The sequence below is a fragment of the Gilliamella sp. wkB171 genome (genome assembly GCF_001693755.1).
In the GTDB taxonomy this organism is placed as follows: Bacteria; Pseudomonadota; Gammaproteobacteria; order Enterobacterales; family Orbaceae; genus Gilliamella; species Gilliamella apicola_F.
On record NZ_LYST01000048.1, the window covers coordinates 65,763 to 85,931 of the forward strand.

General features: G+C 34.4%; 16 protein-coding genes and 1 tRNA gene. 9 read left to right on the plus strand and 8 right to left on the minus strand.

What is annotated here, in order from left to right; all coding sequences use genetic code 11:
• Window positions 1-343 precede the first annotated feature (343 nt).
• On the minus strand, window positions 344-1,270 hold the full coding sequence (locus A9G03_RS09905; RefSeq protein ID WP_065799113.1) for a siderophore ABC transporter substrate-binding protein: 927 nt from the start codon (window positions 1,268-1,270) through the stop codon (window positions 344-346).
• A gap of 172 nt (window positions 1,271-1,442) precedes the next feature.
• Between A9G03_RS09905 and A9G03_RS09910 the strand changes: the two genes are divergently transcribed.
• Complete coding sequence (locus A9G03_RS09910; protein WP_065799114.1) at window positions 1,443-3,431, plus strand: TonB-dependent receptor domain-containing protein; 1,989 nt, start codon at window positions 1,443-1,445, stop codon at window positions 3,429-3,431.
• Between the two features lie 127 nt (window positions 3,432-3,558).
• On the opposite strand, the gene A9G03_RS09915 is transcribed toward A9G03_RS09910, so the two are convergent.
• Both A9G03_RS09915 and A9G03_RS09920 read right to left on the minus strand, forming a co-directional pair.
• Entirely contained in the window at window positions 3,559-4,221 is a 663-nt protein-coding gene (locus tag A9G03_RS09915) for a DUF7424 family protein (protein WP_065799115.1), read from the minus strand.
• Window positions 4,222-4,995: 774 nt separating this feature from the next.
• Window positions 4,996-5,072 (minus strand) — tRNA-Val (locus tag A9G03_RS09920).
• Window positions 5,073-5,368: 296 nt separating this feature from the next.
• On the opposite strand from A9G03_RS09920, the gene recQ reads away from it, so the two are divergent.
• The 5 genes from recQ to A9G03_RS09945 all read left to right on the plus strand — a co-directional run bounded on the left by recQ (window position 5,369) and on the right by A9G03_RS09945 (window position 12,618).
• Window positions 5,369-7,198, plus strand: coding sequence for a DNA helicase RecQ (gene recQ / locus A9G03_RS09925; RefSeq protein WP_065799116.1), 1,830 nt, complete (start codon window positions 5,369-5,371; stop codon window positions 7,196-7,198).
• Window positions 7,199-7,293: 95 nt separating this feature from the next.
• Window positions 7,294-8,526 carry a hypothetical protein gene (locus A9G03_RS09930; RefSeq protein ID WP_065799132.1) on the plus strand — a complete coding sequence of 411 codons (1,233 nt, stop codon included), beginning with the start codon at window positions 7,294-7,296 and terminating at the stop codon, window positions 8,524-8,526.
• 132 nt (window positions 8,527-8,658) lie between these two features.
• A complete protein-coding gene (locus A9G03_RS09935) occupies window positions 8,659-9,837 on the plus strand; it encodes a M20 family metallopeptidase (protein ID WP_065799117.1) in 1,179 nt (392 codons plus the stop codon).
• Window positions 9,838-10,119: 282 nt separating this feature from the next.
• Entirely contained in the window at window positions 10,120-12,246 is a 2,127-nt protein-coding gene (dnaX, locus tag A9G03_RS09940) for a DNA polymerase III subunit gamma/tau (protein WP_065799133.1), read from the plus strand.
• Between the two features lie 33 nt (window positions 12,247-12,279).
• A complete protein-coding gene (locus A9G03_RS09945; protein WP_065633450.1) occupies window positions 12,280-12,618 on the plus strand; it encodes a YbaB/EbfC family nucleoid-associated protein in 339 nt (112 codons plus the stop codon).
• Window positions 12,619-12,717: 99 nt separating this feature from the next.
• Here A9G03_RS09945 and A9G03_RS09950 read toward each other — a convergent pair whose 3' ends face one another.
• Entirely contained in the window at window positions 12,718-13,521 is an 804-nt protein-coding gene (locus A9G03_RS09950; RefSeq protein WP_065799118.1) for a cold-shock protein, read from the minus strand.
• 360 nt (window positions 13,522-13,881) lie between these two features.
• Here A9G03_RS09950 and ruvA point away from each other — a divergent pair, with 360 nt between their 5' ends.
• Both ruvA and ruvB read left to right on the plus strand, forming a co-directional pair.
• Entirely contained in the window at window positions 13,882-14,490 is a 609-nt protein-coding gene (gene ruvA / locus A9G03_RS09955) for a Holliday junction branch migration protein RuvA (protein WP_065799119.1), read from the plus strand.
• Window positions 14,491-14,504: 14 nt separating this feature from the next.
• Complete coding sequence (gene ruvB / locus A9G03_RS09960) at window positions 14,505-15,509, plus strand: Holliday junction branch migration DNA helicase RuvB (protein WP_065799120.1); 1,005 nt, start codon at window positions 14,505-14,507, stop codon at window positions 15,507-15,509.
• Window positions 15,510-15,608: 99 nt separating this feature from the next.
• On the opposite strand, the gene cysK is transcribed toward ruvB, so the two are convergent.
• From cysK to yfbV, 4 genes are all read right to left on the minus strand, one after another.
• Window positions 15,609-16,574, minus strand: a complete 966-nt coding sequence (gene cysK / locus A9G03_RS09965) for a cysteine synthase A (protein ID WP_065633446.1) — start codon at window positions 16,572-16,574, stop codon at window positions 15,609-15,611.
• A 515-nt stretch (window positions 16,575-17,089) separates the two neighbouring features.
• The gene (locus tag A9G03_RS09970; protein ID WP_065799121.1) at window positions 17,090-17,743 is read right to left on the minus strand and encodes a hypothetical protein; all 654 of its coding nucleotides are present in this window, start codon (window positions 17,741-17,743) and stop codon (window positions 17,090-17,092) included.
• Between the two features lie 48 nt (window positions 17,744-17,791).
• On the minus strand, window positions 17,792-18,292 hold the full coding sequence (gene priC / locus A9G03_RS09975; protein WP_065799122.1) for a primosomal replication protein PriC: 501 nt from the start codon (window positions 18,290-18,292) through the stop codon (window positions 17,792-17,794).
• A gap of 15 nt (window positions 18,293-18,307) precedes the next feature.
• Window positions 18,308-18,760 (minus strand): terminus macrodomain insulation protein YfbV, encoded by a 453-nt coding sequence (gene yfbV / locus A9G03_RS09980; RefSeq protein ID WP_065799123.1) that lies wholly within the window; start codon window positions 18,758-18,760, stop codon window positions 18,308-18,310.
• A gap of 194 nt (window positions 18,761-18,954) precedes the next feature.
• Here yfbV and A9G03_RS09985 point away from each other — a divergent pair, with 194 nt between their 5' ends.
• The gene (locus A9G03_RS09985; protein ID WP_065632903.1) at window positions 18,955-20,160 is read left to right on the plus strand and encodes an acetate kinase; all 1,206 of its coding nucleotides are present in this window, start codon (window positions 18,955-18,957) and stop codon (window positions 20,158-20,160) included.
• Window positions 20,161-20,169 lie beyond the last annotated feature (9 nt).

The following is a 20,169-nucleotide window of genomic DNA, read 5'->3' on the forward strand; positions in this document are numbered from 1 at the left end:
GTCAATTAGTTTAATTTTGTAGCTAATAATAAAAAACGGGTGCATTTTATCATATTTAATCTTAGTTGATATAAAGAATTTCTCATTGCGTATAAACACCTTTAGTATCAATATATTAATAGATGGTTATTCTCTATTAAAATGAGTTTCTCATACTTTAATGGGGTTAATTCGAATTTTAAGTAAATAGTTTTTAGAATTGAGTTATTTAAATTACAATAGCTAAAAAGTAGCTAATTATTACCCGTAGTTTAATTTATTATCGCTGATTTATTTAATTAAAAAAGAGCCGTTATTTGATAATAACAGCTCATAAATAGGAAGTTAAAAATTTAATAATAATTTATTTTAGTGAATTTACCACTTCATCAATTTGACGATCTAAACTTTCTGCACCGCCGCCAGATAAGTACCAAAGATCAGGCGTTAAATATACCACCTGTGTTTTAGCCTTTTTCAATACTTTTGAGTCAAAGTAACTTTCACTCATGCCTTCTTTACCAATCGCTTTACTGCGATCAACTACATAGATAACATCAGGTTTTACTGTGCTTATGTAATGATTATCAATAAATACCGGTTTAGGTTTGTCGTTATTATTGCTAGATTTAACATCGACGGGTACTGCCCGTTTAACTTTTAGTACATCATGTATTAAAGCCGCACTTGAGCTAGTATTAATCAGGATCATTTTTCCATCATTATGAATTGCTACAATCGCTTTTTTATGGCTTGTTGAAGCAATTGATTGTGCATCATTTACCTTTTTTTCAAGCGATTGAATCAAATTAGTAGCTTTAGCTTCCGTTCCGGTAATACTTGCCAACACATTAATATGGTCTTTTGTTGATTGAATATAGTTTTTAGCATCAACACTTAGATTAATAACAGGCGCAATTTTAGTTAACTCAGGCGCACGACTAGCTTGACGACCATCAATAATAATTAAATCAGGTTTTACTTGTTTAATTGCCTCTAAATTAGGTTCTTTCATATTACCTGTATCTTTAATATTGGCTTTTTTATACTGATTTAAGTAGGATGGAATTACCGATTGTGGTGCGCCAACAACGATAGAACCTTTGCCTAATGCATCTAAGGTGTCTAAGGCACCGTAATTCATCACGACAACTTTATGGGGTAATTTGGGAACCGTTACTGTTTGATTATCGGCTGTTACTTCCATCGTCTTCGATAATTGGCAACCGGTTAATCCTAAAGTTGCAGCAATAAGGCTAATAAGTAACCATTTTTTATTTCTCTTCATCATAATTTCTCGCATTATGTTTATCTGTAAATGAGAACTATTATTATTTAATAAATTTGAATTGTCTAGTCTTAAATAATTTTTCGAAAAGATATTGATAATTGTTCTCATATACTGTAGTGTTCACATTCCACTTGAAATAAAAATATCATTATTAATAATAAGGTTATATATCATGGCTTTCAAAAAGAAACTTAAACTTGCTAAACATGTAATTAATTCAGGTATGTTAATATCATTATCAACCTCGGTTTTGGCGGCAACTAATTCTGATACTGATACTATGGTTGTAACCGCTTCGGGGTTTTCTCAACAAGTTAAAGAAGCACCAGCAACAATTTCAGTTATCACGCCCGAAGAAATTGATAATAAACCTTACCGTGATGTCACTGACGCATTAAAAGATATTCCAGGTGTCACAATAACAGGTGGTGGTGATTCAACTGATATTAGTATTCGTGGTATGGATGCTAAATACACGATGATTTTGGTTGATGGTAAAAAAGTTAACACTCGTGAAACACGGCCAAATAGTGATGGTTCCGGTTTTGAGCAAGGTTGGCTGCCGCCATTGACAGCAATCGAACGTATCGAAGTAGTTAGAGGGCCTATGTCATCACTGTATGGTTCTGATGCGATGGGCGGGGTCATTAATATTATTACCAAAAAAGTATCAGATAAGTGGCATTCAGGTTTACGTTTAGAGTCGGTTATCCCTTATCGTTCTAAAGAAAAAGATACTTATACTGGCAGCTTTTCAACAATGGGTCCTATTATTGATGATATTTTAGGTATTCAACTTTATGGTCAATACTCTAATCGCCATGAGGATGAGTTTTTAAATGGTCATTCCGAGCAAAAATTGCGTAGTATAAATGGAAAATTATCGTTGAATGCTACAGATACTCAAAAATTTGATTTAGACTTTGGTCGTTCTTTACAAAATAGTAAAGGATCAGCTGGGAAAACCAGAGACAAAAATAGAGGTGATTTTGTTCGTGATAATGCTCGTAACTCCTTTGCTTTAACGCATAATGGAATGTTTGGTGATGTATCAACGACGTCTTTTATTTCTTATGAAGGCAATAATAACCCAGAAAGAAAGATGAAAATTAGAAACACGGATGTGGATTCAAGAATAACAATACCATTTTATATCAATATGTTAACAGTAGGTGGTAAATATAACTATCAAGAACTTCATGACAGAGATAATCAATTAAATAAATCCGTTACTAAAATTGATCGATGGAATTATGCTTTGTTTGCTGAAGATGAGTTGAAATTAATGGAAAATTGGAGTTTAACGCTTGGTTTGCGTTATAACAAAGATGAAAATTATGGTAGCAACTGGAATCCGCGCGTGTACAGTGTTTGGAATATTGATGATAACTTTACATTAAAAGGTGGTTACTCCACAGGTTATGCGACTCCTCAATTACGTCAAGTCGTTTCTGATTGGGGACAAGTAACCGGTGGAGCAGGTACTGGGAATAAAGGCATGGTAATGGGAAATCCTGACCTAAAACCGGAAAAATCTGATAACTATGAAATTGGTCTTGGTTATACTAACGAATATGGTGTTGATGCATCAGCAACTGCTTTCTATACCAAGTATAAAGATAAAATTCAAACTTACTATATTTGTAATGGTCCAGCAGGTAAAGGTTTATGTAAGATTGATGGTTATAAAGAAAAATTTGATTTTGTACAAGGTAGAGAAAATGTGGATAAAGCTAATTTGAAAGGTATTGAATTATCATTTAAATCGCCATTATTTACTGATTTCTTATTAAGTACCAATTATTCTTGGACTAAGACTGAACAAAAAACAGGCCCAAATAAAGGAAGAGCACTAAATCGTACACCGAAACAGAAGTTCAATACGCAACTTGATTGGTATGTGGCTCATGATTGGGATTTATGGGCTAAAATGGCTTATTATGGTCAAGAAAATGCAACAAAAAGAGACGGTAAAAAAACTAAATATGTCACTTATGCAGGCTATACCTTCTGGGATATAGGGGCTTCTTATAAAATCCATAAACAAGCAAAATTATATGCTGGTATTTATAATTTGTTTGATAAAGACGTAAGCAACGATGATTTTGGTAAAACGTTAGAAGGTCGACGTTATTTTGTTGGTACTGAGATTAATTTCTAAATGAACCAAACAATCTCTCGATTATTTTTCTAGGATGATTTTCATATAAAAAGGGCGGGTTAAAGCGCCCTTTTTTAATTATTTAAGTATCATAAAGTCATATGATATGCATTTTAACAATATTATTTTACTGAAATTTAGCGATTTCAGTTATGCCTTGTTTATTATTAGAATCTGTAGTCGGGTTTAATAGTATTTGGGTAGAAACATCACTCAGTGTTATTGTTACCTTAGCATTTGGTGTTAAAGAGAACTCGGCCGCATCGTATGGTCTATTATCGATAAAAGCTTTTGTTACAGAAATTTTATCGATAGACTTATCGGTGTCATTGATAAGTGAAATTGAAATTTTAAAATCAATATTTGACATGGCTTTTTTCTTATATTGAATTAATTTTTTTGTGAACTCGGGGTTAGTTATAGCATATATTCCTTTATCATGTTTAACAGTTAGGATATCTGCTTGTTTTAAAAGTTCAGTGTCTGATGTGTCTTGACCAACTAAAATAGGAATTTCAAATGATGCATATGATTTCATTTTTTGAGTATAACACTCTTTATATTCAACTGATTTGAATAGTTGGGCTATCTCTTTTTTAGCTGTAATTAGTGACGATGATTCACTTCTGGAGTCTTTATAATCTGAGCAGGCTGGGACTTCTAATGTTAAGTTTCCTTTAGCAAAAGATGGTTTAGCATCAAGCTGTGAAATTGTCACGGTTGTTTCAACATTAGCATCACAACCTAATAGCATTGCAGAAATAAATGATATTAATAAAATCTTTTTCATTGTATTTTCCTATTATGGTGTTTAATTACTTAGATCATATCAGTAAAAATTTATTTAACCATCTTTAATTCAAAGTAAAGTCAAAAAATTTTAATGTATCATTTATCAACATTTTTTTATGACTTGAATGATGCTGTTATCTCTGTTTTATCCTGATAGGCTGGCCAATCGAACGTTTAAAATAAAGAATATGTTGTATCGTTCGTATGGTTAATCGAAATTTGACATCAACGAAGACAATCATTGATCAGATCTGAATTTAATAATAATGAATACTATATTTAAAAATGATGGGAAATTAAAGGCACAATTATGGCTTTACTAAAAGCATAGTCTTTTTCGTATTTCGAGAGTGTGAAAAAGTGATTATCATCCAAAAATAAAGTCAATTAAGTTAATTTTGCACAACAATTGCGATTTTGATCGCTCTTTTTTATTCTCGGGTTTAGAGCTTATTCTATAAGCAATAATTATCTTGATTTTTGAGTATAATAATCTAATGAATAATTGTCTATGTTCAAAATAGACTATAGCCCATGTTTGTAATTGGTGTTGTGTGATTGATTGTTTTCATGTTACAAGCAAACGGTCCTTTATTAACATTGAACTAATTTTGCAAATGTGAAATTTAAAGTGCGGCGGTTGAAAGTGGATAACCATAGATTTACTGAAAATGGTATGGGTTTTACCCCAGTTTTACCCTGATTTAACCCCTTTAATAGAATTGAGATGAAGATTAATTCTTGCGAAGCCTTTTCGGATATGGACTTGAATTGGTACGCCCGGGTGGACTCGAACCACTGACCCCCACCATGTCAAGGTGATGCTCTAACCAACTGAGCTACGGGCGTATATGTTGAAACACGCAAATATTAGCTGTGAAATCGATTTGTATCAAGTAAAAAAATTAAAAATAGCCTGTTTTTTAATCTGTTGAACAATTGTGGTTATAGAATAACCGAATACGTTGTTTTTATGATCAAGATAAGGGTTGTAAAATAGATTTATTTTTATCATTATTACGATTTAAAAAACAGGTTTAGTTTTTTTTCTCGAATTGTAAGTAAATGTAAATTTTTTGTGGTTTGTTTAGTCTTATTTAGCTATACTCAATGGAATAATTAAGGAGCTATTTGTTTTGGTTAACATGTCGATAAAAGATCAGATAGAGGATGTTTTACATAATATTTTTGGATATAAATCATTCAGAAATCAACAAAAAGAAATTATTGAATCAATTATCGATGGTCGAGATACCTTAACAATTATTCCCACCGGTGGTGGTAAATCGTTATGTTACCAAATACCCGCCGTATTATTGCCAAGTACCGCTTTGGTCATTTCACCGTTAATTTCTTTAATGAAAGATCAGGTTGATCAACTTATTGCCAACGGTATTTCGGCAGCATATCTAAATGCGACTCAATCATCAGATGAACAGCAAGCCGTTATTGAACAATATTTATCACACTCGATAAAATTGCTTTATATTTCACCGGAAAGACTTGCTGTATCATCATTTTCTACTATGATTGAAAAACATCCACCTTCATTAATTGCCATAGATGAAGCGCACTGTATTTCACAATGGGGCCATGATTTTCGCCCTGATTATCGCCAATTAGGACAGCTCTCCGCGCGTTTTCCTGACATTCCCTTGGTTGCACTGACTGCAACAGCGGATAAGATGACTCAAACGGATATTATTCATCAATTAAAACTAGTGGATCCTTTAGTTGTTGTGCGTAGTTTTGATCGTCCTAATATCCGTTATACCGTAGTGGATAAATTTAATTTAACCGAGCAAGTGGTCTCTTTTATTGAAACACAAAAAGGCAATAGTGGCATAATCTATTGTTCAAGCCGTTCTAAAGTTGAAGATATGGCGACAAGGCTTGCTGCACGTGGTTTTTCTGTTATAGCTTATCATGCTGGTTTAACCAATAGCGAACGTTTACAGGCACAAGAATCTTTTTTAAAAGATAATGTACAAATTATTGTTGCAACAGTAGCATTTGGTATGGGAATTAATAAACCGAATATTCGATTTGTTATCCATGCAGATTGCCCAAGAACAATTGAAGCTTATTATCAAGAAACGGGACGAGCAGGGCGAGATGGCGTACCTGCCGAAGCAATATTACTTTTTAATGGCAAAGATTTAAATTGGTATCATCGACAAATTGCTGACAAAATGGATGGTAAGCATAAAGAGGTCGAGCAACATAAAGTTAATGCTATGGAATCATTTGCTCAAAGCTTAACTTGTCGGCGAATCGTATTGCTTAATTATTTTGGTGAAAATCACAGCGAGCCTTGTAATAACTGTGATATTTGTCTGTATCCGCCAGAAATGTATGATGGTTTAATTGATGCGCAAAAAGTTTTATCTTGTGTTTATCGGGTTGAGCAACGTTATGGCGCACAATATATTTCTGATGTATTACGAGGATCAGCTCGCTCGCAAATAAAAGAAAACGGACATGACAAATTGTCTGTTTATGGAATTGGGAAACAGCATTCAACAGATTATTGGTTAAGTGTCATTAGACAATTAATTTATTTAGGTTACTTAAGTCAAAATATTTCAACTTTTACAACGTTACAATTGACTCAAGATGCACGAAAAATTTTAAGAGGTGAGATTAGCTTATCATTAGCTAAACCTCGACTAGAGATAGTGAAGAAGAGTCGCTTGAATCGATATGCTAGAGCAATTAACTTAACTACCATTCTGTCTTATGAAGAGCGTATTTTATTTAATAATCTAAAACGATTACGTAAAGATATTGCAGATGTTGAAGATATTGCACCATATGTCATATTTAGCGATGCGACCTTATTAGAAATGGTGCAAACTATGCCAGAAAGCAAAAAACAACTACTTAATGTTACAGGCGTAGGTAAAATTAAATTAGAGAAATATGGCAATTTATTTTTAGATGAAATTAACGATTTCATGATAAAAAATATATAACATCATAAATAATTAACTATAATAGCGTCTCTTAAGAAAACAAATTTATTAAAAAAAGATAAAAAATGGAGCTTTTTATGTCACCGATGAATGACATGCCACAAATGTTAGCGCTCGTATTATTGTTAATTATTTTATACCTTGGCGATATTGTTTCAACTCGAACCAAAGCTTGGATCCCCTCTGTATTTATTTGTGCTGTACTTTTCTTACTTGGTTATTGGACGTTTTTCCCAAAAGATATCGTCGCTCGTGCGGGTATCCCAACTGTCGTTGCTGTAATGTTTATGTATTTACTGATCGTTAATATGGGCACACTATTATCGGTTAAGGAACTATTACTACAGTGGAAAACTATTTTAATTTCGCTGGCAGGAATTGTGGGGATCATTATTATTGCGATAATAGTGGGCTATCTATTCTTTGACTTTAATACCGTTGTTGTGGCGATTCCGCCTCTAGTTGGCGGCATTGTATCGGCCATTATTATGGCGAAAGGTGCAACCGATGCTGGATTACCTGATCTCGCTGTATTTGCCATTATTATCTATGTGATGCAAGGCTTTATTGGTTATCCGCTTACCTCAATCATGCTTAAACGAGAAGGGCGACGAGTGCTGAGCCAGTATCATGCAGGTACTTGGAATGCCAATAACGATCCAAAGTCATCGATTGACAAACAATCAGTGGTCGCAGATGATGAAAATCCGATGCCACGCATGTTTGCTAAAATTCCTTCCAGCTATAATTCATCTTATTTCATCTTTTTACGTATCGCAATTATTGGGCTTTTAGCTTACTCTGTCTCTGAAATTTTAAAGCCAATTGTCAGTGTTAGCCCATTTGTCTTATGTTTACTATTTGGTGTTATTGCGGCATCGTGTGGCTTCTTAGAACGTCATCCACTCAAAAAAGCAGGTGGATTTGGTTTAGCGGTGATGGGATTAATGCTCTTTATTTTTGATACCTTAAGTAAAGCAACGCCTGAAATGCTAGTTCGATTAATTACACCACTTATCATCTTTATTTTATCTGCGGTGGTTGGCATGTTTATCTTTTCGGTGATTGTGGGTAAAGTTTTAAAAGTCAGTAAAGAGATGGCGTTTTCTATCGCACTTACTGCCTTATATGGTTTTCCTGCCGATTATATTATTACCAATGAAGTGATCAACAATTTAACTAAAGATCAGAAAGAAAAAGATGTGCTTACTAGCCATATGTTACCACCGATGCTGATTGGTGGATTTATTTCAGTCACAATCGTATCTGTGGTGCTTGCCGGTATCATGGTCAATATGATTGTCGCACCATCAGCGGTTGCACCTTAGTGATAGATAAAATGGTGTTGATTGGCTAAGTAACCAACACAATCAAAAAAGAGTAATGACATAAATCAGGATTAGATGATTGCATATCTAATCCTAAAAAATAGAATACATTGAAATATTAAAGGTAGTATCATGATAAATCCAGATATTAAAAAACTCGTTCAACAAAATATTGATGAAATGATTGCTTTTCGTCGAGACCTACATCGACATCCTGAATTACCATGGGAAGAGTTTAGAACCACCGACAAAATAGCCGAACAACTTGATAAAATCGGTATTCCTTACCGCCGGACTAAACCAACAGGCATCATTGCTGATATCCAAGGTGGTAAACCCGGTAAAAGAATCTTACTGAGAGCAGATATCGATGCATTACCGGTGCAAGAATTAAGTACCAACATCGATTATAAATCAACAATTGATGGCAAAATGCATGCTTGTGGTCATGATACCCATGCTTCTATGCTACTGACTGCGGCTAAAGCACTTTATGCTATTCGCGATCAGCTAAAAGGTAATGTGAGATTAGTGTTTCAACCAGCGGAAGAAATCGCCCAAGGTGCAAAAGGCATGATTAAACAGGGTGTGCTTGAAGATGTCGATAGCGCTTTTGGCATGCATATTTGGTCACAAACACCTGTAGGGAAAGTGTCTTGTGTGGTCGGTTCTAGTTTTGCTTCGGCAGATTTATTAACTGTTCGTTTTAAAGGTAAAGGTGGACATGGATCTATGCCACATGACACTGTTGATGCCGTTATGGTCGCATCTTCATTTGTAATGAATATACAGTCTATTGTCTCGCGCGAAGTCTCCCCACTTGATCCAGCTGTAGTCACCATTGGCAAAATGGATGTTGGTACTCGTTTTAATGTGATTGCCGAAAATGCGGTATTAGAGGGCACTGTACGCTGTTTTAATGTTGCTGTACGTGACAAAATTGAAGCAGCAATTCGTCGATATGCTAACCAAGTTGCTGCTATGTACCGAGCTACGGCCGAAGTTGAATATATTTACGGTACACTTCCCGTGATTAATGATAAAGAGAGTGCCTTATTAGCACAAAAAGTTATTGTCGAATCGTTTGGTGAACAAACCCTTTATTTTGAACCACCGACAACTGGCGGTGAAGATTTTAGTTACTATACAGAAAACATTCCAGGCGCTTTTGCCTTGGTGGGTTCCGGTAATCCTGAAAAAGACACGCAATGGCCACATCATCATGGTTGCTTTAATGTTGACGAAGATGGTATGACCTTAGGTGCAGAATTTTATGCACAATATGCTTGGGCTTATTTAAATCAAAACTAAACGCCAAAAACTTGAATAAAAAGTTGATTTAGGCGGATACTCTGCCGAGCAAATGGCTTGGCAGCGTGATAATTCAACATATCAATTAACCTAACCCATTTCACAACTGCTGACAAATAGATTATTTAACAAATTAAATTTTGACAAAAAGCTTAAGGAAATATGTACGTTTTAGTATAAAACATTGTTGAATATTAAATCGGTTATCGGCATAGTAAAGACTAATTTGACACATTATGATATGATAATTGGCAATTTCATTAGCAATTAGTAATGGTGATTATGAGTTATCAAGTTCTGGCACGTAAGTGGCGACCAAAATCATTTTCTGAAGTGGTTGGACAGCAGCATGTTTTAAAAATTTTGTCGAATGCGCTTTCACTTGGGCGCGTACACCATGCTTATTTGTTTTCGGGTACTCGCGGCGTTGGGAAAACGTCTATAGCACGTTTACTAGCTAAAGGTTTAAATTGCGAAACAGGTATAACTGCAACGCCTTGCGGTGTCTGTGATAATTGTCGCGATATTGAACAAGGTCGCTTTGTTGATTTGCTTGAGATCGATGCAGCATCAAGGACTAAAGTCGAAGATACGCGTGAAATTTTAGATAATATTCAATATTTGCCAACTAAAGGACGATTCAAAGTTTACCTAATTGATGAAGTCCATATGCTTTCACGTAGTAGCTTTAATGCTTTGTTAAAAACATTAGAAGAACCACCAGAACATGTAAAATTTTTATTAGCCACAACCGATCCACAAAAATTACCGATTACTATTTTATCTCGTTGTTTGCATTTGCATTTAAATGTACTTGATACCTCGTTAATTGCCGAACAGCTATCACACATTTTACAACTGGAACAGATCGAAAGTGATAGTAAAGCAATACAGTTATTGGCCAAAGCAGCTAACGGCAGTATGCGTGATGGGCTAAGTCTTACTGACCAAGCGATTGCTTTAGGCAATGGTAAAGTCGAAGCTGAGTCAGTTGCCATGATGCTAGGAACGTTAGATAAATCAATACCATTTTCACTAGTAGAGTCGCTTTATCACGGGGATGGTAATGCTTTAATGCAGCAAATTAATGTTGCTGCGACGCAAGGTGTTGATTGGGATAATCTACTTGCTGATAGCATTGCACTTTTACATCAAATAGCATTACTTCAAGTCGTTCCTACTGCATTGGGGGATTACAGTGACAATGAAGATCGCATACGCTTTTTAGCACAATATATGGCGCCAAATGATATCCAGTTGTTTTATCAAATTTTATTGATGGGTAGAAAAGAACTTGCTTATGCACCCGATAAAAAAGTTGGTGTTGAAATGAGCTTTCTACGCGCGTTAGCCTTTATCCCTAAGACAAATGAGGCAGTTAAGCCGCCTACCCAGCAAGCTAAAGTCGCTGAGCAATCACCAAAAATGGCGGATAGCAAACCACAAGTCCCGCCGATGGTACCAAGTCAGCAAAATGAGCAACGTATTGAACCGAAGTCAAACTTACAAAATACTTCAGTTAATTCGTCTAATGCTAAAGAACAACAAAAGTTGGAACCAATAAGGTCAACCACAACAGAAAAGATTGAAGCTGAAAAAACGATAACAGAAGATGTAAAGGATAATGTTGCACAATCAGACTTAGTTATCCCTGATGATGCATCCTCGATCACTAAAAATATTTTAGAAATGAGAATGCAATTAATCAAAGAGGAGCAAAATACAAAAAAGTCTGAATCAGTGGCTGGAAAAGAGCAGTCACAAAATGGCGAGGAGCACTCCTCATTAGCGCGCATAAAAAACATTTTGCCCTCAACTAACGAGCAAGAGAAAAATACTGAACTAGATAGCCATACAATTAATGATAATGACGAAGAAGAGATTACTGCTGAAAATTATCAATGGCAATCCTATGGTCTGGTTGAAACTAAAGATGATATGGTTATCGATACAAAGGCTTTTCGAGAATCATTAAATGGTGATAAAACACCAGAAATGACTCAAAAACTTATTGGTGAAATGGCTCAAAAAGATAAGTGGTGTGCAGAGATCGAACAACTAGAATTGGCTCCGTTAATTAAACAAATAGCAATAAATTCATTTTTAGAACAAGTTGATGAAAATAATGTTGTCTTACATATGCGCTCATCAGTTAAACATCTGATCAATTCATCTGTTAATACTAACAAATTAGAAAAAGCATTATCTAACCATCGACAACAATTAGTAAAACTCAAGGTAATGATTGATGATAATCAAGAAAATAAAACGCCTTTAGAAATGCGCGAAGATTTATATCAACAAAAGTTAGAACAGGCTAAGCAGATCATCAAACAAGATACTAAAATTGAGATGATTTGCCAATATTTTGAAGCGAAGATTGATGAAGCGAGTATTCGTCCTGTATAATTGACAGCTAAATGTTTTAAAAGAGGAATAAATATGTTTTCAGGTGGAAAAGGTGGTTTGGGTAATTTGATGAAACAAGCCCAACAAATGCAAGCAAAAATGCAGCAAGCTCAAGAAGAGATCGCTAAATTGGAAGTGACCGGTGAATCAGGTGCTGGAATGGTTAAAATCACAGTCAATGGCGCACATAGCTGCAAACGCGTTGAAATCGACCCATCAATGTTAACAGAAGATGATAAAGAGATGTTAGAAGATCTTATTGCTGCCGCTTATAACGATGCTACTCGTCGTTTAGACGAGGCGCAAAAAGAGCGAATGGCACAAGTTACCGGTGGCATGCAATTACCACCAGGCTTTAAAATGCCATTTTAATGATTGCCGTTGAATATTGATTATTGCCGGTATAAAAATTAACTTTATCTAATTTAGTGGGAAGGCTAGTTTTCTAGTCTTCCCATTTATTTATAGAAATTATTTAGCAATAAAAATAAAATCATTCATTAATTTTTCATTATCATAGGTAATATCATGTAATCTTTTTTGGAAAATTTTGCACAAATCATGAATTGATATTTCTTTGACTTTAACATTATCATAATCACTGATTTCTTTGCTTTCACCTTTAGTGATAATCCAAACTTGTTTGCTTTTGCCTGTCAGCGGAATTGTTTTTGGAGTCGTTGGTCCATCCATTTTTTTTGTATTGAACGTTAAATGTGCTTTATGATTGAGTTGATTAATATAATTTTCTATTTGTTCTTCTTTAAACGCTTCATAATCTGATTTGAGGGTGCAATCATACATTACCGCTAAATTTTCAATAATAAAAAAGCCATCCGCTTTTCCAGCTTGATTTTCTCTATCAAATTGAAAAATTTTATTCAACCCAATTATTTTTAATAAGTTAAAAACAGAATCTTCAAAAGCGATTGGATCGGTGATGTTTTCGATTTGTCGTACCGAGTGTATTAATAATGCTTGATAAGTCTTAGCATCCATTTTATCAGGAAAGGAATTGGCATCCGATACATCAATATTCTCTTTTATTTTTCGCTCATCGATAAGTTTGATATCGGTTGCATATCTTTTGCCTGCGTCTTTTTCATTTGCAGTAAAACTAACTTTTGTACCTATTTTTAGTTCTTCGATGGGTAGATTATTGATATCTTTTTTAGCAAAATAGTAATCGTTCTTTTCATCTAGTGCTTTTATAAACCCATAATAGTTATCTTCATTATTCTTATCCGGATACAAAAGTTTAATTTGACTAATCACGCATAATACTCCTTAATCATTCAAGTTATTCCTAGAAAACTGATGTTACTGATTATAATTTATAAGCATTACTATAAATAGATTTAGCACTATTTACCAGTGTCATGTATATAAATGATTATTAGGTTGTCTTTCAATAGTAAGTAATGACCAAAGTTGATATATGAATTTGCCTGTCTATTTATACAGTTTTTCTTTATTAATTATTTTGTATCAGGTAAACTACAAATTAGTTATTTTATAAATGTTGTTAATACTGACTATCAAATAATTTTTATTATTTTATTTAAGCGATATTTAAAATCTCGGTTATTGATAGTTAAAATTAAGTTAAATAATACTCTTTATTAAGGATTAAATGTGATAGGGCGTTTACGAGGACTCATTATAGAAAAGCAACCACCTAAAGTGCTAATTGAGGTCGGCGGTGTTGGCTATGAAGTATTTATGCCAATGACTTGTTTTTATGAGTTACCGGACAATGGTAAAGAAGTGATTGTATTAACACATTTTGCCGTTCGTGAAGATGCACAAGTATTGTATGGCTTTAATCATGAGCAAGAACGAGAGCTATTTCGAGAACTGATTAAAGTGAATGGGGTAGGACCTAAATTGGCATTGGCGATCTTATCGGGTATGTCAGCCCAACAATTTATTAGTGCTGTTGAACAAGGTGAAATCAAAACACTTGTTAAATTACCAGGCGTGGGGACGAAAACCGCTGAGCGTTTGATTGTTGAAATGAAAGATCGCCTGAAACGATTTGGCGAAGATTTGTCCACAACTAGTAGTATAATTTCATCAAGCGACCTTAAAAAATCGTCTAATCAAATTGAAAGCGAAGCAGTTTCTGCTCTCATTGCACTTGGTTATAAACCGCAAGAAGCTAGTCGCATTATTAGTAAAGTCATTAAGCCAGAAATGGATAGTGAAACGCTTATTCGTGAAGCATTAAAATCAGCATTATAAAATAGGTCAAGGATATGATTGAAGCGGATCGTTTGATAGCTCCTCAGGCTCAAAAAGAAGAAGAATCATTAGATCGAGCAATTCGTCCTAAATTTTTGGATGAATATATTGGTCAACCGCATGTTCGTGAGCAGATGAAAATTTTTATTCAAGCTGCTAAGCAGCGACATGATGCATTAGATCATTTACTAATCTTTGGTCCGCCAGGTCTTGGAAAAACGACTTTAGCCAATATTGTTGCTAATGAAATGAACGTTAACTTGCGTACAACTTCAGGCCCGGTATTAGAAAAAGCGGGTGATCTGGCCGCTATGCTAACTAATCTAGAACCCAATGATGTGCTCTTCATTGACGAAATTCATCGACTTTCACCTATGGTTGAAGAAATTTTGTATCCTGCAATGGAAGATTATCAATTAGATATTATGATTGGAGAGGGACCAGCTGCACGTTCGATTAAAATCGATTTACCCCCGTTTACTTTGATTGGAGCAACTACTCGCGCCGGTTCATTAACTTCACCACTACGTGACCGCTTTGGCATTGTGCAGCGCCTAGAGTTTTATCGGGTTGAAGATTTGGAATATATTGTTAGTCGTAGCGCCAAATTTTTAGGTATGGATTTATCTCAAGAAGGTGCGCATTTAATTGCTAAGCGTTCTCGTGGCACTCCTCGAATTGCCAATCGTTTATTGCGACGAGTAAGAGATTATGCCGATGTAAAATCGAAAGGCATTGTTGATGAAACAATAGCAACTCAAGCGCTCGATATGCTTGATGTTGATAATGAAGGTTTTGATTTTATGGATCGCAAACTATTATTGGCGATCATTGAAAAGTTTATGGGTGGCCCTGTTGGTTTGGATAACATTGCAGCGGCAATAGGCGAAGAGCGTGAAACCATTGAAGATGTACTTGAGCCATTTTTGATCCAACAAGGTTATATTCAGCGCACACCTCGTGGTCGAATTGCAACGCCTCATGCTTACCGTCATTTTGGTATTATTCAAGATGTATAAAGTGGAATATATAAGTCTAGATGGACTGCACGATTGGTAAATGATTCGTTGATTATTCAGTATGTAAACCACCACCTTGTGTGGTGGTTTTCTTTTAAATCAGCCTAATTCTTTTTCAGTAAATATGCCACTAAAGAGATCCGTACTTAAATAACGTTCACCGGACGATGGTAAAATTACGACAATAGTTTTATTGGCATTTTCAGGTAAATTAGCTAACCTATCAGCGGCAAAAACTGCTGCACCCGATGATATTCCTGCTAAAATTCCCTCTTTTTCCATTAAAATACGCGCTGTTTCAATTGCTTCTTCGTTAGATACTTTTTCGACAAGATCGATTAAATTGAGATCCAAATTTGCCGGAATAAAACCTGCACCTATACCTTGAATTTTATGTGGACCAGGTTTGATAAGTTCGCCAGCTAGTGCTTGTGTGATAACCGGTGAGTTAGTTGGTTCAACCGCAACAGCAGTTATTTTTTTACCTTGTGTTTTTTTTATATAACGCGTGACTCCCGTAAATGTTCCACCAGTACCAACACCTGCAATAAAAATATCAACTTGGCCATCTGTATCTAACCAGATTTCTGGTCCTGTTGTTTTTTCATGTATTTCTGGATTAGCAGGATTACTAAATTGTTGCAACATAATATTTTTTTGTGGGTTACTAGCTACAATTTCTTCCGCTTTTTCTATAGCACCTTTCATACCTTTAGCCGCTTCGGTTAGCACTAAATTTGCGCCTAACGCTTTTAATAACTTACGTCGCTCGATACTCATGCTTTCAGGCATGGTTAATGTCAGTTTATAACCACGCGCCGCTGCAACGGCTGCAAGTGCTATACCTGTATTACCACTTGTTGGCTCAATTAGCTCGACGTCAGAGGTGAGTAAACCACGTTTTTCTGCATCCCAAATCATATTAGAAGCGATACGACATTTAACGCTAAAGCTTGGATTACGTGATTCAACTTTAGCTAAAATATTGCCCTTACCAAAGTGTTTTAATCGTACCAATGGGGTATAACCGATGGTTTGTGAATTATCATCAAATATTTTACTCATATTAAAATCCTTATTTGTCGCTTTAAAGGAAATAGCATTACATCATTAATTATTAACTATAGTGATTATTATAAATATAACGCAAAAAGATGATACTAATTAATAATTATAACAATATGCATTTTGGCTATATGGCATCGACTTGTTGTTGAATTTTTGAAAATATCCATTGATTTTAATTAATAGTATATTGCTACTAAGATCATAATGCATAACAAATTTAGTGGTTACATTGATATAGATTAAATTGATCAAAATTGTCTAATGATATGGTATTAATAAGTAATATTAACAGATGCATGATTGATGATTAATGTTTTATCGCGTGCATTGCCCTAACATTTATCAGCCAAATTTGATTGATATTTTAATATATTCAATGTAGTAAGATTTTCTATTTATAAATGATTGATTTTTAATTTTTATCATTAAAATAATAAAACGATGGTAGCTTTATTACGTTAATTTGCTTTTGTTATGTTAAATCTTACCCCTTTTTAAATGCATAACTGTTTTCACTTATCATAAAAACGGTAACTCACTAAATAAGAACCAAATATATTATTTTTTATTTGGACTGATAATTTGGGTGGATACTGTTTATTGTCGGACTTATCAAAAGGTAAAAAAAATCTATCGCCGGTATATTTTTCATAGATCTTGATACCATTTTTATAATGACCATGTTTTCCACGCGAAGGGCCTGGTGAAGTCATTTTATATACTGTTGTATAAGTCTGTATTTCGCTAGGAACAATATAAACTAAATTATGAGGAACAACATACATCGTAACCATTAGAGCGCAAAAATACTCAAAAAAGTATCCTACAAAAAATTTAACTCTTTTAGAGCGTGAAATTGGATCTAAAAAACCAATTAGATTAGGCTTAGTTAGTTTATAGAGGATTATGCTAATTATAACGTTAATTAACGACCAACATATGTAAACTTTGCTGTCGAAAATATTGGAAAGAAGGGTGACATTAATCGATTTAAAATAAAATAGTAAAAAATTCAGAATGATAACAGTATAAAAACTGATTCTAATAAGCTTTTTTACAGCGCTATATCCCGCCATAATATTATTTTTATCACGTGTTTGATTAAAGCGATTTTTAGTTTTTTTTCCAACCACATCTATACTAAAGTTTTTAAAATTTGGCGCCATATTTCTCTACATTAAGCTTACATCGTTAACTCAAATACGCTTATTTGATTAAACATCACTTTCCATCTCTAACTCAATCTTTTGGATTGCTTGTTCGCAACGATAAATACGGTTATCAACCGTTGCAATTTTCTTATAATCAAGCGAATCTGTGCTAAGCTCAAGTTCGTATTTCATCTCTTGTAATCGACGTAAATAATCTAAATGGCGTGCATGCTTTTCAGATAACGTTTCTTCAATGCAAGTTTCTGGCTGTTTTTGACGCAATTGATGCGTAGCTAATTCACGTGTTAGGGCTTCTATTTGATTAACTAATGATTCAGATAAAAATGTCATTTGAGTCAATTTTTGCGAAAGTACACATTGAGTTAATGCCGTGTAAGTTTGCTTTATTTTTTCAAGATAAAAAGAGCGATCAGTAATGACTTTATTGTTATTAAATAGCTGCTCATCAAAATAATACTCTTGATATTCAGGAAAATCCGAAAAATTAACCAGTTGTTCAAGTGCGTCGATTTGTTGTTTTAAAGTAGTTAATAAATTTGGCATAACGAATACTTATCTCTAATCATGAGTTAAATTGTTATCTTCACCAAAATAGTTACCCAAATGTAATTTGGCAAGCGTAATTAATCTCATAAAAGATTCAAAAGTTAATTTATCATTGTTTTTTTTATCTTCAACGATTATTTTTTTAGCAATCAATTGTGATTTGATTTGATTATAACAGTCTATCAAGTTCAATGGTAAAGGTGACTTAGCGCGTTTACCTAACCAAAAAATACCTTGTAATGGCAAACTGAGTGCAAAAAGTATGGTGATAACTGTTACCGCTATTTGAACAGGCATATAATATTGCCAGACCAATAGCGCAATAATAATAGGTGGGAGATATTTAGCCGCGGTTTTTATGTAATTAATGATTTTTAATTCAGGAAATGAATAAGCGAGTTCTTTATCATTAGGGCAAAGTTGCATGTATAACTGACCTGACTTAAAGGTTTTAATAATACTCATATCTTTTGGATTCCTCGACATTCACATTTTATTGTCTTAAAATAGTCACCATTCAAATTGGCGGCTCTCTATTTTATATCAAAAAGCGCGATATCAGAAGTCACCTTAGTGTAATCACATTGGTTGTTGAATCATGTGTTGAGTTACCAATTTTGATTGGTATATATCTTTTTATTCAAAATATAGGAATTACTATGTCATCAAGTAATAACGCTCTTGTTCTTAACTGCGGAAGTTCATCTTTAAAATTTGCCATTATTAACCCTGAAAATGGTGATGAATTTCTTTCTGGATTAGCTGAATGTTTCAACCTTCCCGATGCTCGTATTAAGTGGAAACTCGATGGTGTTAAAGGCGAAGCATCTTTAGGTGCAGGCGCTGCACATAGTGAAGCAATTAAATTTATTGTTAATAGTATCTTCCCACAAAAACCAGAATTATTAGATAGTATTAAATCTATTGGACACCGAATTGTTCACGGTGGTGAAAAATATACTCAATCTGTAGTTATTGATGATTCAGTACTGAAAGGTATTGAAGATGCGGCGGCATTCGCACCTCTTCACAATCCAGCTCATTTAATCGGTATTCGTGAAGCATTTGCTGCATTTCCTCACTTAAAAGATAAAAATGTAGCAGTTTTTGATACAGCATTCCATACTACTATGCCAAAAGAAGCCTATTTATATGCTATTCCAAATGAATTATATAAAAAACATGGTATTCGTCGTTATGGTGCACACGGTACAAGTCACTATTATGTTAGCCAACAAGCAGCTAAATTATTAAATAAACCTGTTGATCAAACTAATGTGATTACTTGTCACTTAGGTAATGGCGCATCTATTTCAGCTGTTAAAAATGGTAAATGTGTTGAAACTTCTATGGGATTAACCCCACTTGAAGGTTTGGTGATGGGTACCCGTAGTGGCGATATCGACCCTGCAATTATGTTCTTTTTACATGACAACTTAAAAATGTCTGTTGCTGAAATTAACAACCTATTAAATAAAAAATCTGGTTTATTAGGTTTAACAGGTGTTAGCAGCGATTGCCGTTACGTTACGGATAATTATGACACAGACGAAAATGCCAAAAATGCGTTAGATGTATTTGTACACCGTTTAGTCAAATATATTGGTGGTTATGCTATGTTATTAGATGGACGTTTAGATGCAATCATCTTTACTGGTGGTATTGGTGAAAACTCTGAAGAAGTTCGTCGTATGGCTTTAAATAAATTAAGTTTATTAGGTTTCGAACTTGATCAAGAACGCAATTTAGCAGCCCGTTTTGGTAAAGGTGGCACAATCACTAAAGAGGGTTCAGCAATTGCAATGGTTATTCCAACTAATGAAGAGCTTGTTATTGCTCAAGATGCTGCGCGTCTAACTGCTTAAAAAACAATT

Excerpts from the sequence above, each read along its gene's own strand:
- A9G03_RS09905 (WP_065799113.1), bottom strand. The coding sequence starts at position 1,270 with ATGATGAAGAGAAATAAAAAATGGTTACTTATTAGCCTTATTGCTGCA.
- A9G03_RS09910 (WP_065799114.1), top strand. The coding sequence starts at position 1,443 with ATGGCTTTCAAAAAGAAACTTAAACTTGCTAAACATGTAATTAATTCA.
- A9G03_RS09915 (WP_065799115.1), bottom strand. The coding sequence starts at position 4,221 with ATGAAAAAGATTTTATTAATATCATTTATTTCTGCAATGCTATTAGGT.
- recQ (WP_065799116.1), top strand. The coding sequence starts at position 5,369 with ATGTCGATAAAAGATCAGATAGAGGATGTTTTACATAATATTTTTGGA.
- A9G03_RS09930 (WP_065799132.1), top strand. The coding sequence starts at position 7,294 with ATGCCACAAATGTTAGCGCTCGTATTATTGTTAATTATTTTATACCTT.
- A9G03_RS09935 (WP_065799117.1), top strand. The coding sequence starts at position 8,659 with ATGATAAATCCAGATATTAAAAAACTCGTTCAACAAAATATTGATGAA.
- dnaX (WP_065799133.1), top strand. The coding sequence starts at position 10,120 with ATGAGTTATCAAGTTCTGGCACGTAAGTGGCGACCAAAATCATTTTCT.
- A9G03_RS09945 (WP_065633450.1), top strand. The coding sequence starts at position 12,280 with ATGTTTTCAGGTGGAAAAGGTGGTTTGGGTAATTTGATGAAACAAGCC.
- ruvB (WP_065799120.1), top strand. The coding sequence starts at position 14,505 with ATGATTGAAGCGGATCGTTTGATAGCTCCTCAGGCTCAAAAAGAAGAA.
- cysK (WP_065633446.1), bottom strand. The coding sequence starts at position 16,574 with ATGAGTAAAATATTTGATGATAATTCACAAACCATCGGTTATACCCCA.
- A9G03_RS09970 (WP_065799121.1), bottom strand. The coding sequence starts at position 17,743 with ATGGCGCCAAATTTTAAAAACTTTAGTATAGATGTGGTTGGAAAAAAA.
- priC (WP_065799122.1), bottom strand. The coding sequence starts at position 18,292 with ATGCCAAATTTATTAACTACTTTAAAACAACAAATCGACGCACTTGAA.
- yfbV (WP_065799123.1), bottom strand. The coding sequence starts at position 18,760 with ATGAGTATTATTAAAACCTTTAAGTCAGGTCAGTTATACATGCAACTT.
- A9G03_RS09985 (WP_065632903.1), top strand. The coding sequence starts at position 18,955 with ATGTCATCAAGTAATAACGCTCTTGTTCTTAACTGCGGAAGTTCATCT.